Origin of the sequence: Clostridium sp. UBA4548 (assembly GCF_002387895.1) — a bacterium.
In the GTDB taxonomy this organism is placed as follows: domain Bacteria; phylum Bacillota; class Clostridia; order Clostridiales; family Clostridiaceae; genus Clostridium_J.
In genome coordinates this window covers 15,508-29,705 of record NZ_DGLI01000029.1, presented here as the reverse complement: position 1 = coordinate 29,705, position 14,198 = coordinate 15,508, and the positions used below count along the sequence as shown (strand labels likewise).

Below are 14,198 nucleotides of genomic sequence, written 5' to 3'. Positions count from 1 at the left end.
CTGTTATAGTATTAATCTTCTATACACTTCACAAGGAATATTAAAATACATATTCTCAAGGGTTATACTTTTAAAATAATTCAAGCTTTCCCCGAGAGTAATATTGTCTGGAAGTCTTCCTAAATTCTTAAACAACTCCTCACAGGTTAATATTCCATATCCCCAGTCTGGATTAGGATGAACTATCCCTTCTTTTTTTATAGTTCCGCGAATTAAATAAGTATAAATCTTAGAAGCGTACAAGTTAGTGTCATTTTTATTTACAATTCCCCACTGAAGCAAAAGTGCTACTGCACCAGTGAGGATAGCTCCCGCAACTGCACTTCCACTAGTAATAATATTGCTATTATTAAGCCCTGTAGTCAGTATATTAGTTCCTCCTATAACCGCTGTAGGTTTTATTCTTCCATCTCTAGTATATCCCTTGCCAGATTCAGCAACCAAAGTGGTATCTTTTCTATCATAGTAGCCCGTACAAAGTATATTTCTTCCACTGGAAGGTATAGTTAAAGTCGTATATGGATCTGGTTTTAAAAATCTACTATCTCCTTTTAATAACTCTCTTTGATGCATCCATACATCATACCTCCCATTAACCACCACATCTCCTATAAGATTTATCTGCCAAATTCCTCCCTTAATATTTTTCATCATAAGAATAATAACCTGCTCTCCACCACTTTGTTCCTGTATGAAATACTGAATAACAATAGTACTTTCTCCTAGTTTTATTTCTATTTGTCCCTCATCTAATTTGGGGACCTGAATTTTTTCTAACTTTTCTCCTGTTGGAGATATAATTTCCATGGAAATCTTGTCTGGTCTGGTAATCCAAATAGATAAGCAAAATTTATTTTCTCTTTCTCCAATTTCTACACCTACTTTACCCACGTCCCCTTTTTGGGCTAAAGTTCCACTAGTATGAGTGGCTGTATTTCCTTCATTACCAGTATTACAAGTTACTACAAAACCTCTTCTCATATTATAAATATCTATATGCCTCTCTATTGCTGTTTGACCATCATGACCACCACAATTACTTTCAATGGGTAAATAAACCACCATTGGTTTCTTTAATCGTTCTTGTAGTAAAGCTAAATATTCAATTGCTGCGGCTATATCAGTACTTTCATAGATATTTGTTAACCGCTCACTAACTCCATTCATTTCTAAAGTAGATTTCTTAGCTTCCTTAAGCTTTACAATTGCAAACTCACATTTATGGGCTATACTTGCAATTTCATCTTTAGTTCCTAAATTTGTTGCACCTATAACTCCAGCTATGGCTGTGCCGTGCCCAACTTCATCCTTATGACTCACTATAGTATAGGGATTTGCTCCCTGTTTTTTTAATTCTATTGCTTCTTGTATTTTATCATTTAGAAAAACAGTTCCATATCTCAAAGTTTCAGGGGTAGGTCCTGTTTGTATTGTTTGGTCCCAAATTGTTATTACCCTACTCCTTCCATCTTGAGTCATAAATCTATCACTTAAATAATCTATACCCGTACCAATTACTCCAACTATTACCCCTTCCCCATTTAAAAATTCAGGTTTTTTAGTGAAAATTTTCGTACTACTACCTTCATTAATAATCTTTAAATCTGAAAGAGTGAAGGGATAACTTTTCTCTATATTAGTAATTTGTGGTACTGCCTTAAGTAGCTCCTGAAGTTTCCCCTTTCTTACTGCTATAGCTGCAAAATAATTTTGTCCTGCTGCATACCCTCTAGCATAGCTTATGGGTTCTAGAGCCTTTAAAATGTCTCCATTGTATTGAATAATATAATTTTCATAATCCTCACTCATGTAAAACTCAAGAAATTTTGATTTACCTGTACTGTAATTTTCTCGATTTAAAATACTATCTTTAAGCAGACTTACTTTAGTTTCTATATTTTTATTTAAACCCTCATAATTTTCTTCTTCGTACTTCAAGTTGTCAATGTGCATATATCTTTCATCCCCTTATACCTTACTGATTAAATTTTTAAATCAGATGTTCTAAGCCTTTAACATTCATCAAACTATTCTTTAGCAACATTGAAACCTTCATAATAGGTTAACTTTTATATTCAAGCTTTTGTTATTAACATCCATTAAATAAAGAATATAATTTTATTAAGAAAAAAACTTCAATATATAAATGAGTTATATTAACCTTTCATATAGCTCTACTGGTATGCTTATATAAATGTTCCCCTTCTTTTCACCTCTTTTATTCGAAGCTGTGGCTTCAATAAGTTTATTATTTGAAGTATTAATTAAAACCTCATATAACTTTCTAATAGATAATATCCCATAGCCCCAATCTGGATTTGGAAAGGTTACTCCTTCAATTGTCTTCGTGCCTCTAATTATATAATTACCTGCTTTTGCGCCAAATAAATTTTCATCATTTCCTTGAACAATTCCCCATTCTAACAATAGCGCTGTGGCTCCCGTTAATATTCCACCAGCTACAGCGGCGCCCTTTGCCACTATCATGCTGTTGTTTTTCCCTACAGTTAATATATCTACCCCTGGTGATGCCACCCCGGGTTTTACTCTTCCATCTCTTGTATACCCCTTCCCAGATTCAGCTACCACAGTATTGTTTTTTTGATTATAATAAGCTGTACTTCCTATCGCCACTCCAGTAGATGGGATGGTTAAAGTTATATATGGGTCTGGAACTATAAACTTGGTATTTTCTTTTAATAACTTTTTTTGAAGAATCCAACAATTATATCTTCCATCAATTGCATATTCACTAGTGATTATAAATTGCCAAATGCCACCAACATTTCCTTTTCCATAAATAAAAACTACTTGTTCTCCTCCTGTTTCTTCCTGTATAGCTGTTTGTATTCTTATTTGATAACTACCAATATTTACATTGGCTTCACCCTCTTGGTAACTTGGAATAGGAAGCTTTTCCAAAGTTTCTCCTGAAGGCGCTATTATACCAACTCCAACCTTATTGGGTCTTGATATCCAAATAGATATACAAAAATTTGTCTCTTTCTCATCTACAGATAATTCAACTACTTTACTTTTTCCTACAGGGGCTAAGGTTCCACTGGTATGAGTTTCACTATTACCTTCATCACCACAGTCAGTTACTAAAATAAAACCTCTTCTTCTTTCATAAAACTCTGCATATCTTTCTAAAGCACTATGTCCATCATGGCCAGAACAATTGGTGCCTAAGGGCAAATATACCACCATTGGTTTTTTTATCTCTAATTGTAACTTTGCTAAATACTTTATAGCAAAGCCAATATCTGCTCCCTCATAGATTTGAGTAGTTCTTTCTCCTATACCATTCAATTCTAAATTTATTTTTTTTGCCTCTTTTAACTTAACAATGGCAAACTCACATTTTGGAGCCACACTATTCATATCATCATAAGCTCCAAAATTTCTTGCCCCTACTATTCCTGCAATAGCTGTGCCTTGCCCTACCTCATCTCTATGCGGCACAATATCATAGGGATTACCTCCCTGTTTCTTTATTCCTATAGCCTCTTGTATCTTTTCCTTACTAAACAAACTTCCATATCCTATGGCTAACTGAGATAAATCAGTCCCTACTTCTAAGGTCTGATCCCAAATTGATATAACTCTACTCTCGCCATCTTCTGTAATAAATCTTTCATTTAAGTAATCTATTCCAGATCCAACAATTCCTACTACTACACCCTCTCCATATAAATTCACATTCTTATTGTCAATAGCATTATTATCATAAGCATTATTCACTACTTCTAATTTTGAAAGAGTATATAAATGATTTTTTTCTACATTAACTATCTCTTCTACATCTTTAAGGAGATTTGGTAACATTCCTCTTTTTATAGAGATTGTAGAATAAAAACTTTCAGATTCAATTACTGATGCATAATCTAAATTTTCAATAGCTTTTCTTATATCTCCAAAATATTCAACAATATGAGTTTCATAATTTTCATCCAAATAATTTTGTTTATTTTCTACTATAACCATTTGCCTTTTATTGTGAGTTATTACTTCACCTTCTGACAAGATTTCAAAGTAATCTTTTTTCCAATTATCCTCCCCAAATATCATCCTCTCAACACCTTTTCACAATAGTTCCAAATCCCGTATAATTCATAATGTAAACCTGGTGCTTACATTATCCTCTCAATATCATTATAGATTTAAACCTTAAATTAGATACTTGTCACCTTAAATAAATTTTTCATCCATTCACCATATAAATTGAAGTTTTTGTAAAAAAAATATGCTTTGTGAAAATTTATTCTTCTAATTTATAACACTTACTTAAATCCTTTGTTATTTTATGGTATATTTCCTTGGGAATATTGATATAAAGATTCTGATAAGTTAAATTTTCATTCTTACTTTCATGTAATGATCCACGCTTTATGGAAATCTCACTTAATATCTGAAATAACTTACTAATAGATAAAACTCCATAACCTACTTCTCTGTTTGGATAAGTGACTCCTTCTTCTCTTTCTACTCCAGCAATTAAATAGTTTCTTATTCTAGATGGAAACATATTAATATCATTCTTTTCTACAATTCCCCACTGCAATAATATAGCAGTAGCTCCTGTTAAAATCCCTCCTGATATAGCATCTCCACTTGCAACCACAGCTTCGCCCTTTAGGCTTAGAGTAAGTATGTTTGTGCCCCCTATACCAATACCAGGTTTTATCCTTACATCTCTTGTATAGCCTCTTCCTGATTCTGGTGCTATCTTATTTTTAATCTCGTTAAAGTAGGATCCCACAAGAATTCCTTCTGATGTTGACGGTGTCATTAAGGTTATATATTCATCTGATCTTAAAAACTTTGTATCTGGCTTTAATAACTCTCTTTGATGCATCCATGCATCATATCTTCCCCCTAATATGGCATCACCAAAAAGTTGAATTTGCCAAACTCCACTTGTTACGCCTTTCATGGAAATGATTATGGCTTGATCTCCTTGACTTTGTTCCTGAATAAGATAGCGGATTTCAATCAAAGTATCCTTCACATTAATAATTACTATATCTTCTTGACCTAAAGGAGCTGGTATTTTTTCTACTATTGTTCCGTCAGGAGTTATAAATCCTATTGAAACTCTATCTGCTAAGTTTAAATAAATCCCCATACAAAAGTTTTTTTCTTCCTCTGCAATAATTACATCTATAGTTTTTACATCTCCAGTACCTAACAGTGTTCCACTAGTATGAGTATCAGTATTACCTTGATTTCCACTAGTGGTTACAACTACAAACCCTCTTTGATTTACTAAAAAACTTATATATCTCTCTAAAGCATCTGAACCATCATGACCCCCACAGTTACTTCCTAAAGGCACAAATACCGCCATGGGCTTATTTTCTTTAGCTTGTATATCTGCTAAATATCTTAAGGCTATAGCAATATCTGTAGTCTCGTAAATCTTACCATTCCTCTCCATTACACCACTTAACTCTAAGGTATTGGTTTTTGCCTCCTTTAATTTAACAATTGCAAACTCACATCTTGGTACCAAACTTATTATGTCATCATTTCCACCTAAATTTCTTGCACCAATAACGCCGGCAACGGCAGTACCATATCCATTATCATCCTTATGATTAACTATAGAATAAGGGTCACCCCCATCCTTGTTTACCTTTATAGCCCTATTAATTTCTTCGCTAGTAAACTCCGTTCCAAAAGTTCCCAAAGGTGCTTCTCCAGTATCAACAGTTTGATCCCAAATATTTAAAATTCTAGTTCTTCCGTCCTGGGTCATAAACCTTTCCCTTAGATAATCAATACCTGTTCCTATAATTCCAACTATAACTTCCTGCCCCTCTAAGTTTAATCCACTTTTATCAAAGGTTAATGGCACATAAGGTTCATTTGATGTTTGTAAATTGGAAAGATTGAATAAATAACTATTTTGTATATTTGTTATTTCTGGTACTTCAGATAAAAGTCTACCAACCATCCCCTTTTCTATAGATACCATGGCCCCAAAATTTTCTGAAAAGTAAACTACTCCATAATCTATATTCTTGAAACTATCGTAAATATTTCCAGTGTAATCCACAATGTAGTTTTCATACTCTTCGTTAAGATAATAATTTTTAAATATATCCTCTTGAGTATTCTTAGTATTTACTTCTCTCATATTACCTTTTATTTCATTGGTTCCCATCTTATTGTTTCCCTTATCTAATAAAGCACTTCTAGCCCCTATTCCCAGCCCATTAAAAAATTTTTGAAAATTAAAAACACCAAACCCCTCTCTTTCATTAGGATAAGTTGCCCCTTCTTTCCTTTCAACTCCCTTTATTAGATAACTTACAATTTTCTGTGGAAAAAGATTGATATCATTGCTTTTTACAATACCCCACTGAAAAAGTAATGCTACCACTCCTGTAAGCATTGCCCCTGCCACAGCAGGTCCACTAGTAACAATAGTGCTATTATTTAAACTTGGGGTTAGTATATTTTTAGCTTCTATGGCTAATTGAGGCTTAATTCTACCATCTCTTGTGAAACCTCTCCCAGATTCAAGTAAAATAGTGCCTTCTATTTGGTTATAAGAAGAGCTTACTATACTATTGTTTGCTGTAGAGGGAGTCATTAAGGTAATTGCTGCATTGGGTTTAAGAAATCTAGTGCCCGCTTCTAATAATTCTCTTTGTTGCAGCCAACAGTTATAACTCCCGCTTGTTAAGGTATCTCCAATAATACTTATCTTCCAAATTCCCTCATATATATTTTTAAAGAGTATATCGATTCTTTGGTCTCCAATACCTTCTTCCTCTAGAAAATATTGCATATAGATATTACTTTCTTCTAGTGCTACATTTACTTCTGCTCCACTAATAAAGGGAATATCTATCCGCTCAATGGTATTTCCCTTAGGGCTTGTTATTCCAATATAAACTCTGTCAGATTTTGCAGTATAGATAGACATGAATAGGTTTTTTTCTCCCTGTGCCACCTTCACTTCTACCATATTGCTTCCACCTGTCTCTAAGAGATTCCCGCTACTATGAGTGGCGGCATTCCCTTCTCCACCAGTGCTAGTAACTATGGTAAAATCTCTTCTATTCGTAAAGAAGTCTATATATCGTTCTGCAACAGTGCCTCCATCATGTCCTCCAGAATTTGTGCCAACAGTGAGATAAACTACCATTGGACTTTTTAGTCTCTGTTGTAATTCAGATAAGTATCTCATTGAGGCTGTTATATCATTTGAATCGTATGCATTTCCACCATAGTCCTCAACTCCTATTAATTGTAAGTTACTTCTCTTAGCTTTTTTTAGCTTTACAATTGCAAACTCACAATTTGGAGCTACACTCTTAAATAAATCTCTTCCGCCTAAATTTCTTCCTCCTATTATTCCAGCTACAGCTGTTCCATGTCCTACATCATCTTTATGATTAACCAATCCATAAGGGTTCTGTCCAATTGCCTTTATTTTTATAGCATCATTTATATCTTCTCTATTAATTTCTGTGCCATAAAAAAAAGTTGCTGGCTTAGGTCCTGTATCTAAAGATTGATCCCAAATAGATAGGATTCGTGTTTCTCCTCTTTCATTAAGAAACCTTGGATTCAAATAATCTATACCTGTGCCTACAATGCCAACTATAACTCCCTCTCCATTTAATGAAGTATTTTCCTTATTAATAACGGTTAAGTCTGGAAGATCTTCTTCAACTTTAAAAGGTAATAAGGTATAAATAAAACTTTTTTCTACATTTATAATTTCAGGAACCATTTTCAACAAATTACTTAATTCCCCCTTCTTAACAAAGAGAAGTGCAAAGAATTTATTAAAAAAGAATATATCTCCTATGCCTGTTTTTCTAACATTTTCGCCTATATCACCAGTATATTCTACAAAATAACTTTCGTAAGACTCATCTGAGTAGTAAGTACTAGCCTGGTCTACTGTAGCTCCTATTTGTTGGTTTCCCTCTTGAACTTCTCTATAGATGTTTTTAAATGTATTTTTATTAACACTCACAAGGCTTTACCTCCCAAAGGATTGATAAGATTCATACATCTGTGTTTTCCGTGCATAAGGCATAACTAATTAATTTTTAATTTCTTATATATTTCTTTAGGTATATTTATATATAGGCCTAACACTGTAATATTTTTTTCACTAATAACCTTTTTTTCTTCCTGTTTATTATTTCTTAGAGATGATTCTACTAAATTTCTAAACAAAGTTTCTATATCTAGCTGCCCATATCCGAGTTCTGGTGTTGGGTATGCCATGTTTTGTTGTTTTATAGCTCCTCCAACAATATAATTCCTAGGTCGTTGAGGATACATTTCTGGGTTATTTCCTTGTACTAAGGCCCATTGAAGTAATAATGCCACAGCGCCTGTTAATATTCCTCCAGCCATGGCTGGTCCACTAGCTACAATTAATTTATTGTCTAAGCCTGTAGTTAAAACATCAACACACCCTGTGGCAACAGAAGGTTTAATTCTTCCATCTCTAGTGTAACCTCTCCCTGACTCCTCTAGAATCTTACCTGTTTGTTGATTAAAAGAGGCTGTAGTTATAATATTTATAGCTGTAGATGGGGTCATCATAGTGGTAAAAGGATCTGGATTAATGAATCTAGTCCCCTCTGCCAATAACTCTTTTTGGTAAAGCCAGGCATCGTATCTTCCATTGGTAATAAATTCCCCAGTAAGACTTAAGTTCCAAGTTCCACCTGTTATATTCCTGATTAAAATATCTAATCTGCCATCTGGTATTCCCTGACTCTCAGGATAATACTCCACTGAAATGCTACTTCCACCTAAATTAGCTGAAGCTACTTCTCCTAGGTTATTTGGCAAACTAATATTCTCCAGTTGCTCTCCTGTAGGAGAAGTAATACCAATTTTTAATTTATCTGCTCTGATGATGTAGAGAGAAACCTCTAAATTCTTCTCTTCATTAGCCACATTAATTTCTATATTTTTTTTATCTCCACTTCTGTTTAACTGTCCACTGGCATGAGTACCAGTATTACCTTGGTTCCCACTGTCTCCTACAAAAGCTAAAGTTCTTCTTTGGGAAAATAAATCTATATACCTTTCAATTATAGTGCCTCCATCATGACCTCCAAGATTACTTCCTACTGGAACATAGATTACCATTGGTTTATTTAGTCTTAGCTGCAAATCTGATAGGTACCTAATAGCAGAGGCTATGTTATAGGATCCATAAACTTTTTCCCTTGGGTTTTCTAGACCAATGGTCTCCAAAGTTCTTCTCTTAGCTTCCCTAATTTTAACTATAGCAAACTCACAAGTAGGAGCCACACTTACAAGTTCCTCTGGATTTTCATTACTTCTTCCACCAATAATTCCTGCAATAGCTGTACCATGCCCAACTTCATCCCTATGGTTTACAATGTCATATGGATTTCTTCCTAACCTTTGTTCTTCTATAGCTCTGTTAATTTCCTCTACTTTAAATTCTGTCCCTTGAACAAATCCATAAGGAATCGGCCCCTGATCTAAAGTTTGGTCCCAAATGGATACCACTCTACTTTTACCACCTGATGTTATAAAGTTCTTATTTAAGTAATCAATTCCTGTACTAATAATTCCAACAACTACACCTTCCCCATTTAAGTCAATGCTTCCCTTATTTATCACTTTTGGATCATGTGGAAAGTCTGAAGGCTTTAATTGTGACAAAGTAAAAGGGAAGAATCTTATTATATTTGTAATTTCCTTTACCTCTTGTACGAGCCTAGCCAGCATTCCATACCTTACAAGAACTACTGCAAAAAACTTACCTGGAAAAAATATCTTTGCATAATCTAATTTGTCTATTGCTTCTTTAATATTCCCTGTATATTCAACATAATAACTTTCATAGTCCTCATCAAGATAAAGCTTATTTAATTCCTGTATTTTATCTTTGCTTAGCTGATACAAATCCCCACCACTCTCAATAGCTTTTTCTTGAATCTGACTAACCCTATGATTTAAGTAATCCAATTCCCTAAACTCCATAACCTCTCTCCCCTCTATTGGTAGCATCTACATAGTACTTATCCAACTAACACTCTATATATTTTCATCAGCTATAAGTCTAAGAAACAACTAATCTATATATGCTTTATATCCATACCTATTCTTTCATAGATTTCTATGGGTATATGAATGTATACTCCTTTATAATCAACATCTTCTCCTTGAACATTACTATTGGATTTTTTCGTTAGTTTATCGATATTTATAGTCTGAACTTTTTCTTTTTCTTTAAAATCTATATCTTTTACATTCCTTCTAGATAGCTGACTTAAATTTTCATGAAGCTTTTTAAAACTTAATCTTCCAAAGCCCCATTCTGGATTAGGGTATATTTGCCCTTCGTCTCTAACAGCTGAAGAAATAATATAACTTCTCATCTTTGGAGGGAAAAGCTCTAAATCATTTTCTCTTATAATTCCCCATTCATATATCATTGCTATTGCTCCAGTAAGTAAAGCACCTGCCATAGCAGCTCCAGTTGCTACAATAAGCTGATTATTTAACCCTACAGTTAAAATATCAACTCCTGCCGTTGCAACGGAGGGTTTAATAATTCCCTCTCTGGTAAAACCCCTCCCTGACTCCGGAACTATAGTGTTATTTTTTTGGTTATAATAAGAGGTAGTTAAAGCATTTATTGCTGTAGCTGGAGTCATTAGGGTTATATTCATATCTGCTTCTAAAAATCTAGTTTCTTGCAGTAATAACTCCTTTTGAATTAGCCACATATCATATTTCCCTTTAACTATATATTCACCTAAAAGATTAATTATCCATGCCCCTCCAACTGCATTTCTAATTAACACATCAATTCTTTCATCCCCATTGCTATATCCATCACTAAAGTATTGTAATATTATTGTGCTTTTACCCAAATTAAAGGTTATAATTTCCCCATTTACCTGTGGAATTGTTAAAGTTTGTATTCTTTCTCCCGTTGGAGCTAATATTCCTATAGATATATTGTCAGGCTTAAAGATATAAATAGAAAAGAATAAATTCCCCTCACTATTATCTACATTAATTGGAATAATCCTCTCTTCTCCAATTCTTGATATAATACCACTAGCATGCCCCTGAGCATTGCCTTGGCTTCCTGTATTTGAAACTACAGTAAAATCTCTTTTTTGTGTGAAGTAATCTATATATCTCTCAAGCACAGTTTGTCCATTACGCCCTCCATAATTGCTTCCTAGAGCTAAGTAGACCGTCATTGGTCTTTTAAGTTTTTCCTGTAGCTCGGCTAAATATCTTATAGCTGCTGCTATATCAGAATCCTGATATATGGGAATGTCCCGTCTATCTATACCACTTAGTCTTAAGGTATTGCTCTTAGCTTCTTTTAACTTTACTACTGCAAAATCACACTTAGGAACTACACTAACTAAGGCATCTCCCGGTTCAATAGCTGCTCCCCCTATAATCCCAGCAATAGCAGTACCGTGGCCAACCATATCTTTATGATTAACTATAGAATAGGGATTTTCCCCCATATTTCTTCTCCTCAAGGCTTCGTTAATTATTTCTTCAGTAAACTCAGTACCTATAAGAAACCCATTTGGTACTGGTCCTTGGTCTAAAGATTGATCCCAAACACTTAGTACTCTACTGTTTCCATTAGCCTTTATAAACCTTGGATTTAGGTAATCTATTCCTGTGCTAATAATTCCAACAACTACTCCCTCTCCTTGAAGCATAATATTTTCTTTATCAATTGTCTTACTGCTATATAAGTTACTACTTATCCTCAGCTCTGAAAGGGTATAAGGAAAGCCCTTTTGAATATTTGTAATTTCTGGCACTAATTTTAAAACTTCATTAAGTCTTCCATTCTCTACAAACAAAAGGGCAAAAAACTTTCCTGTTAAAAATATATTAGCAAAGTTAATGTTCTTTATTTTACTAATAGCATCACCTATATATTCAACAAAATAAACTTCATAATACTCACTTAAGTAATATTCACTAGGGCTTTTCATGGTGATACTGTTATTTGTATTTTCTCTATATCTCTTAATATTTTCTTTTAAACACTTCTCTGATGAAAGTATACTATCCTTCTTTAAAACTTCTCCTTTATACTTAGATAAACCTACTAATCCCAAAGTATTCTTGACCATAACTTATTTCCCCCTTAACTCCATCTAGTAACTATTTCATAAGCCTGTTATATACTTCCCCTGGGATATTTGTATATAAGTTGTTTTCATAGCTTTCTTCAAAGGTTTCATTTTTTGCTTTCTTGGTTAAGTCATGATAAATATTTCTTTTCTTGTTTTTTTTAGTTACTTGACTTAGATTATTCAAAAGCTTATTAAAACTAAATCTTCCATAGCCCCAGGATGGGTTAGGATATATTCCTTCCTCTTCCCTTAGAGTTGCTGAAATAACGTAACTCCTCAACTTGGGTGGGTAAATATTTATATCATTTTTCTCTACAACTCCCCACTGATAAATCATGGCTGCAGCCCCTGTGATTAATGCCCCTGCCATAGCCGCTCCACTAGCCAGAATTAAATCATTGTTTAATCCTAGAGTTATTATGCCTTCTGTTCCAACTGCTATGGATGGCTTAATCAATCCATATTTCGTAAAACCCTTTCCTGATTCAGGTATTATACTATTGTCCCTTTGATTATAATAAGATGTTGTTAAGGAGCTTTGTGCCGTAGAGGGAGTCATTAAAGTTATTTCCTCGTCTGGATTTAAAAATCGTTCTTCTTTCTCTAATAACTCCTTTTGCAAAAGCCACAAATCATATCTTCCATTTGTTATAACTTCAGCCTTAAGACTTATATTCCAAGTTCCTTCTGCAGCATTCTCTATTAATACATCTACACGTTGAATCCCACCACTTTGACTCTCTTCGGAATACTTTACTATGAGGTTATTGCCTTCTAGAACAGAAGAAAAACTTTCTCCATTTTTTGTAGGGATAGTTAAAGGCTCTACACTTTCTCCATTAGGTGAAGTAATTCCAATAGTTATTTTATCTGGTTTACTAATGTAAATGGCAAATATCAAATTTCCCTGACCTTTAGCAACACCTATAGGTACAACCTCCCTATCACCAGAACCTTCAAAAGTACCACTAGCGTGCCCATCTGCATTTCCTTGATTTCCTGTATTACAAATTATTGCAAAGTCCCTTCTTTGTGATACAAAATCTATATACCTTTCTATTACAGTTTCCCCTCCATGTCCACCTGAGTTGCTTCCTAGAGCTACATAGACTACCATAGGCCTTCTTAAGTTGGTTTGAACCATTCTAAGATACCTTATTCCTGCTGATATATCTGTATCTTGGTATATATTCTTATCCCCTCTTTTTATACCATCTGCCCTCAATGTATTTTCTTTAGCCTCCTGAAGCTTCACAATGGCAAATTCACATTTAGGCACAACACTAACAAATCCCTCTTCTTCTCCCAGTCTTCTTCCCCCGATAACTCCAGCAATGGCAGTGCCATGTCCTACTTCATCCTTATGCTTTACTATAGTATATGGATCGCCTCCTGCACTCTCTAATTTTAATGCCTCATTAATCTGTTCAGAACTAAACTCAGTTCCTCTTACAAAGGTATCTGGCGGTATTCCATCATTTAAAGTTTCATCCCAAATCCCAACAATTCGCGTACTTCCGTCAGCGTTTGTAAATCTAGGATTTAAATAGTCTATGCCTGTGCTTATAATACCAACTATTACCCCCTGCCCCTGTAAAGTTGTAGGTTGTATATCTAAAGGTATACTATTGTTCAAGTTATTACTTACATTTAGCTCCGAAAGTGTAAATGGGAATCCTCTTTGTGTACTAACAATTTCAGGTACTGCCTCTAAAACCTCCATAAGTCTTCCATTCTCCACAAATAAAAATCCATAAAACTCTCCTGTTGAATATATGTCCGCATATGGAATTTTATCTATACTGCTTTTGATATCTCCTATATATTCAACAAAATAAACCTCATAATCTTCACTTAAGTAGTACTCTCTAGGAGTTTTCTTGTTGCTAGAACCTTCAGCATTACTAACACTTTCTTTTATTTGCTCTTGGTCTTCTCCATTTGGTTGAATTGTTACTACTTCCTGTATTCCATTCATCGAACCTTCTTCTCTTAAGGTTTTAGCACCATAGTTACTTAAAGTCTGCGTTATAACACTATCCTTCCACATTA

The 14,198-nt window shown here is 34.1% G+C and carries 6 protein-coding genes; all 6 read right to left on the bottom strand.

The window, feature by feature from the left end; all coding sequences use genetic code 11:
• Positions 1-3 precede the first annotated feature (3 nt).
• Positions 4-1,953, bottom strand: a complete 1,950-nt coding sequence (locus B3040_RS12245) for a S8 family peptidase (RefSeq protein WP_291573689.1) — start codon at positions 1,951-1,953, stop codon at positions 4-6.
• A gap of 198 nt (positions 1,954-2,151) precedes the next feature.
• Positions 2,152-4,071, bottom strand: a complete 1,920-nt coding sequence (locus B3040_RS12240; RefSeq protein ID WP_291573687.1) for a S8 family peptidase — start codon at positions 4,069-4,071, stop codon at positions 2,152-2,154.
• A 190-nt stretch (positions 4,072-4,261) separates the two neighbouring features.
• The gene (locus tag B3040_RS12235) at positions 4,262-7,999 is read right to left on the bottom strand and encodes a S8 family peptidase (RefSeq protein ID WP_291573685.1); all 3,738 of its coding nucleotides are present in this window, start codon (positions 7,997-7,999) and stop codon (positions 4,262-4,264) included.
• Between the two features lie 65 nt (positions 8,000-8,064).
• Positions 8,065-10,002, bottom strand: a complete 1,938-nt coding sequence (locus tag B3040_RS12230; RefSeq protein ID WP_291573683.1) for a S8 family peptidase — start codon at positions 10,000-10,002, stop codon at positions 8,065-8,067.
• Between the two features lie 95 nt (positions 10,003-10,097).
• Positions 10,098-12,143: a S8 family peptidase gene (locus B3040_RS12225; protein WP_291573680.1), complete on the bottom strand. Its 2,046-nt coding sequence runs from the start codon at positions 12,141-12,143 to the stop codon at positions 10,098-10,100.
• A gap of 31 nt (positions 12,144-12,174) precedes the next feature.
• Positions 12,175-14,196 carry a S8 family peptidase gene (locus B3040_RS12220; RefSeq protein WP_291573678.1) on the bottom strand — a complete coding sequence of 674 codons (2,022 nt, stop codon included), beginning with the start codon at positions 14,194-14,196 and terminating at the stop codon, positions 12,175-12,177.
• Positions 14,197-14,198 lie beyond the last annotated feature (2 nt).